Source organism: Pseudomonas sp. (assembly GCF_035277045.1).
GTDB lineage: Bacteria > Pseudomonadota > Gammaproteobacteria > Pseudomonadales > Pseudomonadaceae > Aquipseudomonas.
Genome location: NZ_DATELE010000036.1, coordinates 1 through 16,156, shown reverse-complemented (window position 1 = coordinate 16,156; position 16,156 = coordinate 1). Strand labels below are relative to the sequence as shown.

14 protein-coding genes and 1 pseudogene are annotated in these 16,156 nt (G+C 64.2%); 4 read left to right on the top strand and 11 right to left on the bottom strand.

Annotation, left to right across the window (positions count from 1 at the left end; all coding sequences use genetic code 11):
- The 4 genes from VJS90_RS02110 to VJS90_RS02095 all read right to left on the bottom strand — a co-directional run.
- The coding region (locus tag VJS90_RS02110) for an aldehyde dehydrogenase family protein (protein WP_324118617.1) at nt 1–1,118 on the bottom strand (1,118 nt) is incomplete at its 3' end.
- Between the two features lie 100 nt (nt 1,119–1,218).
- Complete coding sequence (locus VJS90_RS02105) at nt 1,219–2,538, bottom strand: FAD-binding oxidoreductase (RefSeq protein ID WP_324118615.1); 1,320 nt, start codon at nt 2,536–2,538, stop codon at nt 1,219–1,221.
- A gap of 130 nt (nt 2,539–2,668) precedes the next feature.
- Nucleotides 2,669–3,628 (bottom strand): HlyD family secretion protein, encoded by a 960-nt coding sequence (locus VJS90_RS02100; protein WP_324118613.1) that lies wholly within the window; start codon nt 3,626–3,628, stop codon nt 2,669–2,671.
- A 3-nt stretch (nt 3,629–3,631) separates the two neighbouring features.
- The gene (locus VJS90_RS02095) at nt 3,632–3,985 is read right to left on the bottom strand and encodes a DUF3302 domain-containing protein (protein ID WP_324118611.1); all 354 of its coding nucleotides are present in this window, start codon (nt 3,983–3,985) and stop codon (nt 3,632–3,634) included.
- Between the two features lie 290 nt (nt 3,986–4,275).
- Here VJS90_RS02095 and VJS90_RS02090 point away from each other — a divergent pair, with 290 nt between their 5' ends.
- A complete protein-coding gene (locus VJS90_RS02090; protein WP_324118608.1) occupies nt 4,276–5,382 on the top strand; it encodes a Gfo/Idh/MocA family oxidoreductase in 1,107 nt (368 codons plus the stop codon).
- Between the two features lie 47 nt (nt 5,383–5,429).
- On the opposite strand, the gene VJS90_RS02085 is transcribed toward VJS90_RS02090, so the two are convergent.
- The 4 genes from VJS90_RS02085 to VJS90_RS02070 form a co-directional block, all read right to left on the bottom strand.
- A complete protein-coding gene (locus VJS90_RS02085) occupies nt 5,430–7,184 on the bottom strand; it encodes a glycoside hydrolase family 15 protein (RefSeq protein ID WP_324118619.1) in 1,755 nt (584 codons plus the stop codon).
- A gap of 248 nt (nt 7,185–7,432) precedes the next feature.
- On the bottom strand, nt 7,433–8,218 hold the full coding sequence (locus VJS90_RS02080) for a hypothetical protein (protein ID WP_324118606.1): 786 nt from the start codon (nt 8,216–8,218) through the stop codon (nt 7,433–7,435).
- Nucleotides 8,219–8,618: 400 nt separating this feature from the next.
- Nucleotides 8,619–9,014 carry a VOC family protein gene (locus VJS90_RS02075; protein WP_324118604.1) on the bottom strand — a complete coding sequence of 132 codons (396 nt, stop codon included), beginning with the start codon at nt 9,012–9,014 and terminating at the stop codon, nt 8,619–8,621.
- Between the two features lie 78 nt (nt 9,015–9,092).
- Entirely contained in the window at nt 9,093–9,866 is a 774-nt protein-coding gene (locus VJS90_RS02070) for a ParA family protein (protein ID WP_324118602.1), read from the bottom strand.
- Nucleotides 9,867–10,358: 492 nt separating this feature from the next.
- Between VJS90_RS02070 and VJS90_RS02065 the strand changes: the two genes are divergently transcribed.
- From VJS90_RS02065 to VJS90_RS02055, 3 genes are all read left to right on the top strand, one after another.
- A complete protein-coding gene (locus tag VJS90_RS02065; protein ID WP_324118600.1) occupies nt 10,359–11,078 on the top strand; it encodes a gluconate 2-dehydrogenase subunit 3 family protein in 720 nt (239 codons plus the stop codon).
- Between the two features lie 39 nt (nt 11,079–11,117).
- A complete protein-coding gene (locus VJS90_RS02060; RefSeq protein WP_324118599.1) occupies nt 11,118–12,887 on the top strand; it encodes a GMC family oxidoreductase in 1,770 nt (589 codons plus the stop codon).
- An 86-nt stretch (nt 12,888–12,973) separates the two neighbouring features.
- The gene (locus VJS90_RS02055) at nt 12,974–14,266 is read left to right on the top strand and encodes a c-type cytochrome (protein WP_414704886.1); all 1,293 of its coding nucleotides are present in this window, start codon (nt 12,974–12,976) and stop codon (nt 14,264–14,266) included.
- Nucleotides 14,267–14,288: 22 nt separating this feature from the next.
- Here the strand turns inward: VJS90_RS02055 and uvsE are convergent, their stop codons facing one another.
- From uvsE to VJS90_RS02040, 3 genes and pseudogenes are all read right to left on the bottom strand, one after another.
- The gene (gene uvsE, locus VJS90_RS02050; RefSeq protein WP_324118595.1) at nt 14,289–15,323 is read right to left on the bottom strand and encodes a UV DNA damage repair endonuclease UvsE; all 1,035 of its coding nucleotides are present in this window, start codon (nt 15,321–15,323) and stop codon (nt 14,289–14,291) included.
- Nucleotides 15,320–15,799 (bottom strand): hypothetical protein, encoded by a 480-nt coding sequence (locus VJS90_RS02045; protein WP_324118593.1) that lies wholly within the window; start codon nt 15,797–15,799, stop codon nt 15,320–15,322. The genes uvsE and VJS90_RS02045 overlap by 4 nt, the downstream gene beginning before the upstream one ends.
- An 84-nt stretch (nt 15,800–15,883) precedes the next feature.
- Nucleotides 15,884–16,156, bottom strand: a pseudogene (locus tag VJS90_RS02040) (GNAT family N-acetyltransferase); the annotation flags it as partial.

Below are 16,156 nucleotides of genomic sequence, written 5' to 3'. Positions count from 1 at the left end.
GTGAACAGCGCCGGGGTGAAGAGATGCGCGCCGGCGCTGTTTTCAATTCGCTCGCCGCCACACACCAGTGTGGCGCCTTGCTCGATGCCGCTGGCCACGTACGACAGGTTCTGCTCCAGCTGCCGTGCATCGACCACCGGGCCGATATCGGTCGATGCCTGCAACGCATCGCCCACCTTCAGCGCACGGGTGCGCTCGGCCAGGCGTGCCACGAAGGCGTCGTGGATGCCCTCGGTGGCGATCACCCGGGAGCTTGCCGTGCAGCGCTGGCCGGTGCTGTGGAACGAGCCATTGAGCGCGACCTCGACGGCCTGCTCAAGGTCGGCATCGTCCAGGACTATCAGCGGGTTCTTGCCACCCATTTCCAGCTGCACCTTCTTCATGCCTTCCGCCGCCAGCCGGGCGATCTGGCGACCGGTGTGCTCGGAGCCGGTGAAGCTGATGGCGTCGACCTGCGGCGAACGGATCAGCGTGTCGCCCACGCTGCGTCCGGGCCCTATGAGCAGGTTGAACACGCCTGCCGGCAAGCCGGCACGGGAAATGATCTCCGCCAGCGCCCAGGCCGAAGATGGCACCAGTTCAGCCGGCTTGAACACCACGCAGTTGCCAAAGCACAGCGCCGGGGCGATCTTCCACGCCGGAATGGCGATCGGGAAGTTCCAGGGTGCGATGATGCCGATCACCCCCAGCGGCTGGGTGAATACATCGATGCCGACGTCCTGGCGCACCGACTGGTACTTCTCGCCCTCGGCCCGCAGCGCCTCCTGGGCGTAGAACTTGAACGAGCGGCCGGCGCGGTCGACTTCCCCCAGCGCCTCGCGCACCACCTTGCCTTCCTCGCGGGCAAGCAGGGTGGCCAGCTCGTCGCGGCGGGCGAGGATCTCGCTGCCGATGAAGTCCAGGGCATCGGCGCGCTGCTGCGGATTGCTTCGTGCCCATCCCGGCTGGGCGCGGCGGGCAGCGGCGATGGCCTGTTCGGTGAGGGCCTGGTCGGCGCGGGCGAAGCGCTCGATCACCTGTTGCGGATCGGACGGATTGCGGTTGTCCAGCAGGTCGCTGGCGCCGGCGGTGGAAACGAAGGCGCCATCGACGTAGCTGCTTTTGGTGACGGGGGTCATGCGTGACGAATCCTTTATCGTGGGTCTGTCGCGCATGATGCTCAGCACCGCGCCGGGGCCGCTATTACGGGGATGACAATTGATAGGATGGCGTGGCCCTTCAGGCTTCCAGCCCCGCGCGGCGCTGGCCCAGGCTCAGGTTGAAGTTCACCCCAAGGCTTAGCAGCGGCTCGGGCGGGTTGCGATTCGGGCCCTGGGAGGCCAGCAGGAAATCGGTCAGCTCGTCGCGCTCGCCCGCCAGCCAGTTGGCCAGCAAGGTGCCGGTGGCGGTACCGCGGGTAATCCCCAGGCCGTTGCAGCAGAGCGCCGCGTGCACCCGCGGCGCCAGACTGCCGAAGTACGACAGGTGGTTGCGCGACAGGCACATCGAACCGCCCCAGGTGTAGTCGAACGGCAGGCTGGGAAGCATCGGGAAGCGCCGCTCGAACGAGGCGCGGTGCTGGCGTGCCGCGCGGTCCAGGTGGCGTTGTTGGGCCTGGCCGTTGGCGTTGAAACTCAAGCTGTTGCGGACCAGCAGGCGCTGGTCGGGGGTGCGGCGCAAAGTGCTGCCGAACGGGTCGGCGGGAATGATGCCCCAGGTGTCCTTGCCGCCCAGTTGCCGTTGCTCCGCCTCGGTCAGCGGACGGGTCATGCTGGCGTAGGTGAAAATGGGCAACAAGCGGCCTGGCAGGAACCCGAAGTGCGAGGCGAATGCGTTGTTGCACAGCAGCAACTCGTCGGCGACGATCTCGCCGCCCGCGTGGCGCAAGGTGATCTTGTCGCCCTGCTCCAGGTGCGTGATCACGGTGTGCTCGTAGAGGCTGACGTTGGCCGGCAGGCTGTCGGCCAGGCCACGCGCCAGTGCCGCCGGCTGCAGCAGCAGGGTGCCCGGGGTGTAGAGGGCCTGGCGGTAGAAGGCCGTGCCCAGGTGCTGGGGCACATCGCGCGCGTCGATCATCTCGTAGGGTTGGTCCAGCTTGTCCAGCCCGCTGCGGTAGGCGGCCAGCACCGCCAGTCCCTTGTCCTCGACCGCCGCCTGGTACTTGCCGTCGGGGCGAAGCTGGCAGTCGATGCCGTGCTCGGCCACCAGCGCGCGGATCAGCCGTTGGGCAAGGTGATTGAGCTTCAGGTTCATCCGCGCCGTGGCCAGGTCACCAATATAGTCGGGCGCGCCGATGTCATGGGGCAGGTCGATGGCAAACCCTGAATTGCGCCCCGAGGCGCCAAAGCCCACCTGCTGGCCCTCGATCAGCACGATCGGATCCTGCGGGTATTTCAATGCCAACTGGCGGGCTGCGGCCAGGCCCGTGAATCCGGCGCCCAGCACCACCCAGCGCGCTTTGCTGCGACCGCTATGGGCGGGGCGCGGGGTGCGCGGCGGGCTGAGGTGGAACCAGCCGCAGCCGTTGTCGTCAGCGGGAGTGGACGTATTTCTGTACATGCTGCCAGTTCCTTGTTTTTTGCATACTGTGGCACTGGCGATGAGCGCGCTCTATAACGAACGGGACAACTCATGGAAGGTTTGCACGGTTCAAGGGCAGCAACGTGCGGGCGGCCGCCGCAGAGGGCAATCAATGGAACGGAAACAGGTAGTTCATCCACGCCGCCATGCGCAGCAGGATCTTGCGCATGACCGCCACGTGGTGGAAGTGCTGGCTGTACAGCGCTGCCTGGCCATAGGCGCCGCCGGGCAGGAGGGCGGCGTATTGCGCATAGTCCGGGTCGGTGATTTCGATGATCACCGGTACCCGGCCGGGTGGCGGCAGGCCCGTGTAGCTGAGCAGGGTGCCGGAAGGCTGCACCTGCCCCTCGCCAATGACCGCGATGACGTCCTTCACCCGCCCCTTGAACACGCGTCCGGGAATGCCGTCGAACGCCACCTCGGCCTCATCGCCCGGGCTCAGGCGCAGCAGGCTGTTCTGCCGCATCCACGCCGCAAAGTAATGCCCCTCCTGGGGAATGAACACCATCGAGGGGCGCAGCGGCAGCTTGCTCGCCATCATCCCGGCACGCAGCGACACATGGGTGACGAACCCTCGGCTGGGCGCGCGTACCACCGTGTTGTCCAGCTCGAACTGGGCGTTGTCGATCTGCGCCTGCAAGTCATCCACCCGGGCGATGGCCGCTTCCTGTTCACGGCGCGTGCCGAAGTTACGCTTGATCAGCTCGTTGATCCGATAAAGGTCGCCGCGGGCGGCCAATTGCTGGGCCTTGAGTGACTTGAGCCGGTTCTCGAAGGGCTCGGGGTCGATGCGAAACAGCACGTCGCCCGGTTCAAGGAGGGTGTTGGTGCGCACCGGCACCTCCACCACGCGTCCGGTGACCACCGGGATGACCGGCACCGAGACGAAGTAGGAGCGCGCCACTTCCGAATAGGGGTGGTTGTAGTTCATCAGCAGGATCAGCGTGCCGATCAACACGACGCCGCCGAGCACCGCGGTGGGGACCGTCCACTTGTTCAGCGGAATGCGGAACACCTTGAAGATGGTCACGCAGATGGCGGAGTAGGTGAGGATCAGCAGCAGGTCCATGGGTTACGTCCCACGGTCGGCGCGGGGCTCCGGCCCGGCTCGATCCTCCAGTTGCTGGACCCGCTGACGCAGCTCGGCCAGCTCCTGGATGAGGTCCGTTTCAGGCGTGCCCGCCTGCTTGCCCGTGGCAAACCCCCAGCCCCGGTCCTCTCGGTACAACATTGCCCAGATCCACAGGAACGGCCACAGCGCATGGAGGGTGAACAGGCTCACCCAGCCTGCTGCATGAATGGCGTCCTGGTGGGGGTGCTTGCGGTGTACGGCGATTTCATAAGGAATGTCGTGCAGGACGATGATCCCGTAGAACAGGACAATCGCGGCGAAGATGAGAATGCCGAGCGCAATATGATCGAGCATGATGTTCTCCCGGCAGAAGGGGGCAAGCCTTCAAAAATGGAATCACACTGCTGGCTAAACGAGTTTGGACCCGGCGCGCACACCAGGGGGGTTGGCTGACCAACGGTCGCGAAACATCCTCGGCCACTGTGGCAGTACTTCTCGGCCGGTCGCGGGTCCTGGCCCACGGCGCTGCGGCCGGTACGGGGCCTGCGGTCGAGGGTCGTCATTCAAAATGAACTCGTGACGTCCGCCACGGCCAATCGTGAAGGGGCAGTCAGTCGTCTGCCCATCGACAAGGAGACTTCAGGATGCCTGATTCCGAAGGCAGGATTCGCTACGCCGTGGTCGGCGGCGGTTCGATTTCCCAGGGCGCGTTCATGCCTGGCGTCGGTCAGACGCAAAACTCGGTCATCACGGCGCTGGTGACCGGCGACCCGGTCAAGGCCGACAAGCTGGCCCGGCACTACCATCTCAAGGCCTACCGCTACGAGGACTACGCCACGCTGCTGACCTCGGGCGAGATCGATGCGGTCTACGTGGCCACGCCCAATTTCCTGCACCGCGAATTCGTCGTTCCTGCCCTTGAAGCGGGTATCCATGTGCTGCTGGAAAAGCCCATGGCCAGCACCGAGGAAGACTGCCAGGCGATGATCGAGGCTGGCCGCGGCTCCAGGGCCAAGCTGATGATCGCATACCGGCTGCACTGCGAGCCGGGCACCCTGGAGATGATCCAACGCGTCCAGGACGGGGACTTTGGCGATCCCCGACTGTTCACCTCGACCTTCACCCAGACGGTCAAGCCCAGCAACCACCGCGCCGAAAACGGCTTTGCCGCAGGCCCTGTGACCGACATGGGCCCGTACCCGCTGAACATGGTCCGGCAACTGTTTGGCAGCGAGCCGATCGAAGTCAGCGCTCTGGGCACCAAGTCGCCTGGCAGCAAGATGAGTACCTGGGACACGGTCACTGTTTCCCTGCGCTTCCCTGGCGAGCGCCTCGCGCAGTTCACGGTCAGCTATGTGCTGCCGGACAGCGAACGCTTCCAGCTGCTGGGGTGCGAAGGCCAGATCGACGCCTCGCCGTGCTTTGGCTATGGCGAGGGGGTGTCGATCACATACCGCGCGACCATTGGCGATGACACCCAGGAGCATGTCCACCCGGTGGTGGACCAGTTCGCTGGGGAAACCGCCTATTTCTCGGACTGCATTCTCAACGATGTGCCGCCAGAGCCGGACGGCGACGAGGGCTGGCGTGACGTGCGGGTGCTGATGGCCATCGAAAAGGCGCTGGAAACCGGCAAGTCGCAGCCATTGGAGCCCTTGACGGCCAAACGCCGCGCCAGGCGCGACCAGCAGCGACAGTTCCCGCTGGCCAAGGTGCCGGACTACATCGATACCGAAGACCCTACCGAATAAGCTCCCCGGTGGAGCTGGCGCCTGCCGGCTCCACCTTGGCAGGGGTTTCAGCGCTGGCGGCTACAGCCCGACAACGTGCAGGCCGTGCCCAGCAGCGCCAGGTGCGTCAGCCCCTGGGGCAGGTTGCCCAGATACTGCAGCGTGTGCGGGTCGACCATTTCCGAATAGATACCCACCCCACGGTTCAGGCCTTCGGCCGCGTCGAGGAACATTGCCGTCGCGCGTTCCTTGCGGCCTAGCAGGGCATTGGCCTCGGCCAGCCAGAAGGTGCAGGCGAGAAAGCAGCCTTCCTCCCTGTGAACTTCGCTGTAGCGGTAGTGGAACGCGCCGCAGCCCAGCTCGTCCTCGATCGCCTGCACGGTGGCGAGCAAGCGCTCCTGGCGCGGGAAGCCGAAGCGCACGGCCAGGGCGATGGACGCATCCAGCCGCTCGGTGCCGGGGTAGAACACATAGGCCTGGCGTTTTTCGCACCAGCAATGTTCATCGATCCACTCCAGGATCCGCTGGCGCTCGCGGTTCCAGCGCTCGCAGCAAGTGGTCGGCAGATGTCCGCCTTCAGCCAGTTCGACGGCCCGGCTCAGCGCTTGCCAGCAGCTGATTTTCGACATCGTGTAGTGCTGTTCCTCGGGCAGTTCCCACATGCCGCAGTCCTTGAGCCGCCAGCTGTCCGCGCACTGGTCGGCCAGTTGCGCGAGGATCATCGCGCTGTTCGCGTCGAGAATGTTGCCAGAGTCGATGAAGCAGCGCGTGGTCTCGAAGATATCGCCGTATATCCCGTGTTGCTTCTGCTCCACCGCGTCATTGCCCTTGACCGGCGGCGAGTGCTTGTAGCCCGGCAGGTCGATGCGTTCCGAGACGGTGCCCAGGCAACCGTCCAGGGTGTAGCAGACATGCGGGCCGTGTTCGCCCAGGCGGTGGATCAGCCAGGTGAACGCGGCCTTGGCTTCGGGTTGCGCGCCGATGCTCAGGAATGCCTCGATGGTGTACCCGGCGTCGCGGATCCAGGCGAAGCGGTAGTCGTAGTTCTTGTCGCCGCCGATGCGCTCGGGCAGCGACGTGGTGGCCGCGGCCATGATCGAGCCGCTGGGCGAGGACAGCAACAGTTTGAGCGCCAGGGCGCTGCGCGTGACCAGGGGCTTGTAGTCACCGTTGTAGATGAGGCCTTCGGTCCACTGCCGCCACTCGCGGTCAGAGCCGTCGATGCGCTCGTCGATCAGATCAAGGGGCGGCACCACCAGCGGCTCGTCACGCCCGGCGATGATCGCCAGCACTTCCCGCTGGCCGGCGCCGATGCGCAGGCGGGCTCGTACCCCCAGGTCGTCTTCTCGTTCGACCTCGAGGCGCTCGCTGTGCAGGAACATCCCGAGGATCTTGCCAGCATGGAACACGCTGCCATTGCCGTTCGACGACAGATAGGGGCAGACCTTGTCGGCCTGAGTGCCGAAGTCGATGGCAATCTTGAATACCACCTCGCCTTCGATGCCTTCGACGCGCCGGCCCAGCTCGGCCCAGGGCAGGCGGCCGGCCGGGCCACTGTTGAGCGACTCGACCATGCGCGCCCGGCCGGTGGCGGTGATGAAGACGGTTTCGAGCACATTGCTGTCGGGGCGGTAGCAGCGTTCGACGGTGTAGGGCTGTTCAGGGCATAGCTGGAAGAAGCCGCCTGAATCGGGTGCCAGCAAGCGATCGAACAGCGGCGGTGAATCCATGTGCGGCACGCACCACCAGTCGATCGAGCCGTCCCAGCCTACCAGGGCCACCGAGCGCCCATCGCCCAGGGCGCCGTAGCTTTCCAAGGGCAGATAGCCGTGTTCGTCACGTACTGGCGTGCCTTGCTGGTGTGAAAGCACAAGCGGTTTGTTCATGAGACCCCACTCAAAGACAGTTCGACAGCAGGGCATCGCGCAGCGGGCGCAGGCCGCTGGCGAAATGCCCCTCGTAGAATTACCGACTGCATGGCGAGGGGGTTGGTTCGAGGTTTCTGCCCACCCCATGTGGGAGCGGGCTTGTGCCGCGATCGGGCCCACACCGTCAGGGCATGCTGATCGGCTCAGCGACGGCCCACCTTCCACGGCGCGTACTCGACCAGCACAGAACCCAGGACCATGCCCTGGGCGTCGGGCTCGAAGCCTGGCATGGCGCGCAGGTCGAGCGCTTTGCAGCGGGTGCTCAGGGTTTCCTGCAGGGTACCGTTGACCTTATAGGCGTCTGGACGCAGGGGGTTGGGGTGCAGGTTGGCGACGCAGTCCAGTACCTTGCCCTGCGCATCGCCGCGGTAGATGACGCTTGCCACGCCGATGCTGTCCACCGGCTGCTCGCGCATCAGCTGCTGCCAGAAAAAGTCGCGCCTGGCATTGTCCGTCCGCCATCCGGCGGACATGCCTTCAGGACCTTGAGGCAGGACGAAAAGGGGGGCGAGCACATCGATTGTCTTGTCGTCCCCGATCATGTGGGCGGGAACGCGCGGATAGATGCCCTTCCAGCATTGCTCGACGACCAGATCGGACAGCGCCTGGGGGTAAAAGGCGGACTGCCCCTGGGGAAGGTTTTTCAGCAGGCTGGGTCTGGTGCGCTGGACCTCGCACGCCACTGGCCGGTTCTGGCGGTCGAGGGTGACCATCAGACTGAGCGAGCCGCTCAGCCCGTCACGGTTGGCCGCGGCCAGGTCATGGATGAGTACCTGCTGGAATTGTCTGACGAACGTGGTTTTGGCCTGGGCCTGGGCGGCACGGGTTTCGGCGTCCGGGGTGCTTGCGGGGTTGTTCGTCTGGCAGCCTGGAAGCATGGACAATGCCAGCAGGCCAGACAACAGGGGCAGCGCGCGATTTGGCGACATGGTGGGTCACTTCCTTGATCAATAGTTTGGACTTCGCTCTTCCATGAGCGTTTTAGCGGCGCACAGGTTACCGGAAGTCATCTTCAACAGGGGGAATAGCGATTCAAATTCTCAGATTTCCATGAGGCAGAGAGCCCGAAACCTGCGGGAGCGGGCTTGTCCCGCGATGGGGCGCGAAGCGGTCCTGGAATTTAATAGGCGCTGCAAGAGCAGCTGGCTGCATTCGGTGCTTCCTGCCACCACCGCACAACACGGTAGCCCTGCGCCTTGGCGAGGGCTACGCCCTCGTTTCGCGGCACGAGGCGCGCTCCCACAGGGCCCGGCGATGCCGGGCCGGGGTTTGGTTACCTCGGTGGAAGACAGTTGCTTTCACAGGGATTAGCCGCGCCGAAAGGATGCATTATCTGTGCGCATGCTTCTGCATGATCTGGATGAGGTTGCCGCAGGTGTCGTCGAAGACCGCGACCGTGACCTGTCCGAGGTCGGTTGGAGATTGGGTGAAGTGCACGCCGGCGGCGCAGAGCCGGTCGTACTCTGCCTGGACGTTTCTGACGCCAAACGAGGTGTAGGGAATGGAATCGGCCTTGAGCGCTGCCTTGAAGGCCTTCGCCGCCGGGTGGGCATCAGGCTCCAGCACGAGCTCGACACCCTCCGGGTCCGCCGAGGAGGTGAGGGTAATCCAGCGGTGCTGGCCCAGGGGAATGTCCTGCTTGAGATCAAAGCCCAGCACGTACCGATAGAAGGTCAGTGCCTTGGCCTGGTCGTCGACGAGTACGCTCGTCATCACAATCTTCATGGATATCTCCGCCATGTACAGACTCCCTGAGCGTAGCTCAACCTCGCTACTTGCACCGTCAGTGCTGTCCGCAGCACCTCAGGCCGCGCGTTCCAGCGCGCCGAGCAGGTCCATGAACTCCAGCGACAGCTTGTGCCGAGGCGCCAGGTGCACCAGCGGCACCGAAGCCTCGTGCGACTCGCGCATCTTCACCGAGCTGCTCAGGTACACCGGCAGCACTGGCAGTCCCTCTGCCACCAGTTCATCGACCAGTCCCTGGTGCAAGCTGGTTCGGGAGGTGAACTGATTGACGACCACGCCTTCAATCTCCAGCTTGTCGTTGTGATCCTGGCGAAGTTCATCCACCTGGTCGATCACGCTCAGCAGCGCCTGGCGCGAGAAACTGTCGCAATCGAAAGGGATCAGCAGCCGGTCGGCAGCGACCAGCGCGCTGAAGGTGTAGAAGTTGAGCGAAGGCGGGGTGTCGATGTAGATGCGCTCGTAGTCCTCGGACAGCTCCACCAGCAACTTGCGCAGCTTGTTGATCTTGAACTTGCTCTCGAGCTTGGACTGCAGGTCGGCAAGTTCGGGGCTGGCGGTGATGAGGTCGAGATTGCTATACCCGGTAGAAGTGATGGCGACGCGGTTTTTCTTGCCGTGCGCGTTGCTCGACAGCGTCTGCTTGAAGAAGTCGGCGATGCCGGCAGGAATGTCGTCATTGGCCAGCCCCGTGAGGTAGTGGGTCGAGTTGGCCTGAGGATCAAGATCAACCAGCAGCGTCCGGTAGCCCTCGGCGGCACTGACCGCGGCAAGGTTGCAGGCGATGCTGGACTTGCCCACGCCACCTTTCTGATTGAATACAACACGACGCATGAGACGGTTCATCCATGTAAAAGGCCCGAAGGCCGACCGGTAAAATATGTGTCAGATCTGCGTCAATCGTATGTCCGGAAAGTTACAGTTCTAAGTCAGCAAAGCCCTACGAAACGGACACCCACCTGCGACAATCGTTACCTTGACAAATTGCTTGAAACGAATTGTTACAGGGGGGCTCAAAGCTGTTACGATTCGGGCCCCGTGATGAGCAGCCGGTATCCCCGTGGATATCGCACCCTCCATGAAGAGCTGGTTAACCAGCCGCCCCGTTGCAGACCACTACAAGTAGAGCGGCCATGAAGGCCCGCCAGCCCGGTTCCGGAAGTGCCCTTGAGCACCGCCTCGCGTCATGACGCAGGCCCTCCGGAACCCCACGCACCGACCCGAATGCCCCTGCCATGAAGGGCGATGTCGGCTGCGTCAAGGGTTTGCAACGGATTGTCATGCCTCGTCCCGGGTTTTCTGTGAGCAGTCATAGGTGACCTTTACATGCTGTTGTCCAAGCCAACATCACGAAGAAAGTTCCTGCTTTCTTCCCTGATCGCCCTGCCTGCGCTAGGCGTGACCGTCAAGGGGCTAAGCGCGGCTATGGCCGCCGACATGGTGGCCCCGAGCCTGGAAGGCTACTCGCCGACCTTTTTCAGCCCTGTCGAGTGGCCCTTCATCCTGTCGGCCTGTGATCGCCTGATCCCGTCCGAAGGCCGTGGCCCTGGCGCGCTGGAAACCAACGTGCCGATCTTCCTCGACCAGCAGCTGGCCAGCGACCTGGGCAGCGAGATCTACCTCGAGGGCCCGTTCGACGTCAAAGCGCCAGCGACCATGGGCTACCAGCTGCCGTACCTGCCGCAAGAGATCTACCACAAGGGCATCGCCGCCACCGAAGCCTGGTGCCAGGCTACCCACGGCAAGCGCTTCGCGCTGCTCGACGCCGCCACTCAGGATCAGGTGCTCAAGAAGCTGCAGGCCGGCGAGGTGAATTTCGCCGCCCACGGTGAGGACATCCTCAACTGCAAGGCCTTCTTCAGCGAGCTGCTCAATCACTCGCGCCAAGGCTACCTGGCCGACCCGATCTACGGCGGCAACAAGGGCATGAAGGCCTGGATCGCCATCGGCTTCCCGGGCGCGCGTGCCAGCTACCTGGAATGGGTCGCCCAGCACAACGTCCAGTACCCACTCGGGCCGGTCAGTCTCAGCGGCGATCGCGGCTGAACATTCGCCACGCGTCAGCGCCAAGCAAAGGTTTTTTTTATGTCGAACATTACCAATGACGAAGTCGATGTCGTCGTAGTCGGCCTCGGTTGGGCCGGCTCGCTGATGAGCATCGAGCTCGCCCAGGCAGGCCTCAAGGTTCGTGCCCTGGAACGCGGTGAAGACCGCAACAACGCCGACTTCACCTACCCCAAGCCTGCCGACCAGTACGCCTATGGCGTGCGCAACAAGATCATGGTCACGCCCAAGGACGGCGCGCTCACCGTGCGTCACAACAGCAGCCAGACGGCGCTGCCGACCCGCCAGTGGGGCGCCTTCGTGCCCGGCACCGGCGTTGGCGGCTCGGGCCTGCACTGGACCGGCGTGCTGATCCGTCCTACGCCGACCGACATCAAGCTCAAGACCTACGCCGACCAGGCCTACACCCGTGGCCAGCTTGAAGAAGGCATGCAGATCCGCGACTACCCCTTCACGTGGGAAGAGATCGAGCCGTACCTCGACAAATTCGACAAGATCTGCGGCCTGTCGGGCAATACCGGCAATCTGCAAGGGCGCATCATCGAAGGCGGCGACCCGTTCGAAGGGCCGCGCTCCAGCCCCTTCCCGCTGCCTGCGCTGGAAGACACGCTGAACAACACGATGTTCGCCGACGCCGCGCGCAAGCTGGGTTACCACCCGTTCCCCAACCCCTCGGCGAACGTTTCGCGTGCCTGGAAAAACCCCTACGGCAACCAGATCGCGCCGTGCAACTACTGCGGCTACTGCAGCAAGTACCCGTGCCTGAACTACTCCAAGGCCTCGCCGCAGACCGCGGTGATGGACGCGCTCAAGCGCATGCCCAACTTCGACTACCGCACCCACGCCAACGTGCTGCGCGTCGACCTGCACGCCGACGGCAAGACCGCCAAGGGCGTCACCTACGCCGACGCGCAGGGCAATGAGGTGTTCCAGCCGGCCAAGATCGTCGTGCTGGCGGGCTTCCAGTTCGTCAATGTGCGCCTGATGCTGCTCTCGGGCATCGGCAAGCCCTACGACCCGCTGACCGGCACCGGCACCATCGGGCGCAACTATGCCTTCCTCAGCGTTGGCGGCAACACGCTGTTCTTCAAGGACAAGCAGTTCAACCCATTCGCCACCGCCGGCGCCACCGGGCAGATGTTCAACGACATCTCGCCAGGCAACTTCGACGGCCCGTCCCTGGGCGTGATCGGCGGCGCCAAGATCCACAGCTCCCAGGCCACCGGTACGCCGATCGGCACCGCGCTGCCAGGCGGCACCCCGGAGTGGGGCCAGGGCTGGAAGGAGGGCATGCAGGACTGGTACGGCCACTCGATGAAGATCAGCATCTCGACCGGCTGCATGTCGTACCGCGATCACTACCTGGACCTCGACCCGAACTACAAGGACCCGTGGGGCCAGCCGCTGCTGCGCATCACCTTCGACTGGAAACAGAACGAGCTGAAGCTGCAGCAGTACCTGCGCACCATCGTCATGGACATCACCAAGGAGCTTGGCCCGGACAGCTACAGCGAGAGCTTCCTGTCGATGGACTCGCACTGGGACATCACCAAATACGTCTCCACCCACAACGTGGGCGGCGCGATCATGGGTGACTCGCCTGAGACCAGCGCGCTCAACCGCTACCTGCAGAGCTGGGACGTGCACAACGTGTTCGTGCCGGGCGGCAACGCCTTCCCGCAGAACTTCCAGGCCAACCCCACCGCGCTGATCGGCGCCCTGACCCTGTTCGCCGCTCAGGCGATCAAGGATCAGTACATCAAGAACCCTGGTCCGCTGGTGCAGGCATGAGGAGCGCGCAGATGAAATCCAAGTCCCGTTCCGTCGTGCTGGTGCTGCTGGTGCTGGCCGTCGTCGTGGCATTGCTGGCCTGGGCGATGAGCTTCGTGCTCAACCGCACCGGCGACGCCACCGCGCAACTGCCCCTGGCCATCACCCCAGAGTTGGTTTCCAAAGGTGAGTACCTGGCGCGCGCCGGTGACTGCGTGGCCTGCCACACCAGCCACGATGGCGGTAAACCCTTCGCGGGCGGGTTGGGGATCGAGTCGCCGATCGGCACGATCTACTCCACCAACATCACCTCGGACAAGGCCACCGGCATCGGCGGCTGGACCTATGGCGAGTTCGAGCGCGCCATGCGCCGCGGCATCGGCCACGACGGCAGCGCGCTGTACCCGGCGATGCCATATCCGTCCTACGCCAAGGTCAGCGACGCCGACCTGCAGGCGCTGTATGCCTACTTCATGAAAGGCGTGGCGCCGGTCGAGCAAGCCAACAAGGCGAATGACATCCCTTGGCCGCTGTCGATCCGCTGGCCGCTGGCCTACTGGCGCAGCCTGTTCTCGCCGCTGCCCGACCCCGAGGCTGCCGCCTCTCAGGCCAAGGCCGATGACGAACAGATCGCCCGCGGTGCCTACCTGGTGCAAGGCCTTGGCCACTGTGGCTCGTGCCACACGCCACGTGCCCTGACCATGCAGGAAAAAGGCCTCGACGAGCACGCCAGCGGCTACCTGACCGGTGCCGAGCTCAACGGCTGGGCGGTGCCCGCGTTGCGCGGCATGCAGCACTGGTCCGAGCAGGACATCGTCGAGTACCTGGGCAGTGGCCGTAACAGCAAGGCCTCGGTTGCCGGTGAAATGAAGGACGTGGTCGTCAACAGCACCTCGCACATGAGCGACGAAGACCTGCTGGCCATGGCCGTCTACCTCAAGTCGCTTGCCCAGGATGGCCAGCCCGTCCACGCGCATGTCGCCGAGCGTAGCGAAGCCACTACCCGCAAGCTCACCGCCGCCAAGGACCTGACCCTGGGCGAACGCCTGTACGTCGACAACTGCGGCGCGTGCCACTTCGTGGCGGGGCAGGGCGCCGAGCAGGTGTTCCCGCGTCTGGACGGTGCTTCGATCGTCAATGCCGACAATGCCACGGCCCTGGTCCACGTAATCCTCGCCGGTGCGCAAACCCCGTCGACCGAGCGGGCGCCGTCGGTGCTGCCGATGCCCGGCTTCGCCCAGCGCCTGGATGACGCGGAAGTGGCCGAGCTCGCCACCTTCGTTCGCCAGGGCTGGTCGAACAATGGTTCGGCGGTCTCGCCTGAGCTGGTGCACGCGGTGAGGGAGAAACTGGGTGAGCATGACATCGGCGAAAAGGCGTTGAAGCCTAACGACGAGTAAGTGTGAGCTGCCGGACCGCCTGTTAGCGGTTTGGCAGTGCATCCCCGTAGCGCAGGTAGAATTCCAGCGTCGCCAGGTTCTTGTCCTTGGCCTCGAACATGATGTCGAAGCGATCCAGGAATTGCAGCGCGTAGCGGTTGGTCCAGTCGTTCCACATGCGCGCGCTGTGCAGGTACAGGTCGCGCTTGTTGACCTTTTCCAGCAGCGCGGGCATCTCCAGCTTCTGCTGCGCCGTGAAGCCCGCGTCCATCAGCGACTCGGGCGGCTGGGAGAAGTGCATCACCGGGCGCACGCCGCGCCAGCTGTCGATGATGCGCGCCACGCGCGGGTCATGCGGGTCGATGTAGTCGTTCTCGTTGATCCAGCAGTGATGAATGTCCAGCACCACCGGCGCAAGGTCGGCCAGTTGCAGGCAGTCATTCACGCCGTAGGTCTTTTCTTCGTTCTCGAAGGTGATGGTGTTGCGCGCCTCCTGCGACAGCCGTGGCCAGATCGCGCGCGTGCCCTCGACGCCGAGGCGGCCGGCGATGTGCACGTTGCACTTGAAGTCCTGGAAGCGCTGGCCGTAGCCCATCATGCGGATCATGTCCGCGTGGTACTCGAACTCAGCGAGACTGTTCTCGACCACCTGCGGCTTGTCCGAGCCCAGCACGCAGTACTGCCCTGGATGGAACGACAGCCGGATATCGGCTGCACGGGCGCGCTCGCCGATCGCGGCGAACCCGGCCCGCAGGCGCTGCTGCATGGCGGGGTCCTGGTAGAAGTGCGCCGCATCCGGATGGCTGTACAGCGGCAGCAGGTCGCTGCTCAGCCGGAGCATGTGCAGCACCGGCGGCAAGCCCGCCACATAGTCTATCAGGCGCAGCTGGGACTCGAGATTGTGCTCCACCAGTTCGGCCAGCTTGGCCCGGGCCGCCTGGACCGTGGCCCCGGACAGCCAGCGCAAGGTGGTGGTACGCGGGTTGAAGGCCTTCTCGATGACCTCCAGCTGCTTCACCGACAGGCTGTGCAGGCTGTGACGGTACTTGCAGGCGAAGCCCAGGCGCGGGTGGGTCATGGCGTGGCCTTCTCGAGTGCCGCCAGGTCGCTTTCCACCTGCTGCATGCGCGTGCTTGCCTCGGCCTGGGTCTTGGGGTCCTCGGCGCTTTCGATCATCAGCTTGGTGAGCTTGGTGCTCAGCTGCTTGCCTTCTTCAGTGCTGTTCAGGTCGCGGGCCTTCTTCGGGTCGTGAGTGGCCTCGACGATGGTGTCGAACTCCTGATCGTTGAAGTTTTTCTCGCTGTAGAGCTTGAACAGATCGCGGTGCTGGTCCTCCACGGTGAGGTGGCGGCGCACCACTTCCTTGATCTTGTCTTTCGGCACGCGCGGGTGGGTTTCTTCGAGTACCGTGGCGATCTTTTCGACATTGTTGTCGTACGCCTGCTGGATCGGCAGATTGGCGACGATCTTGTCTTCGCGGCTTTCCTTCTGATCGCACGCGACCAGGGCACCGGCCATCAACAGGGGCAACAGCAGTTTGGCGAAACGTTGCATGGGTAAGGCCTTGTGTGATCAGAAAGGGAGAGGGGCTGTGGGTTAGGACTTCGGTACAGGGCCAAAGGTGCCCGGCGGTTGCGTTCAGGACGCCGGCTGGCCTCTGAACGAGAACACCGCGAACTCGCTGCCATGGTGGGTGAAGGATGCGACTTCCTTCATGCCCATCTTCAGATGCGCGTGCATCGAGGCCTCGTTGCTCTTGCCCACGAACAGGATGCCTTCGCGGTCGGGCTCAAGTCGGCACAGTTCATCGAACATCAGTTGCGCCAGGCCATGGCCACGCTCGTGTTCGGTCACGCAGATCGGGCCATAGATGTAAGTATCGGGGGAGGCGGGGTAGGCGTCGAGCATTGC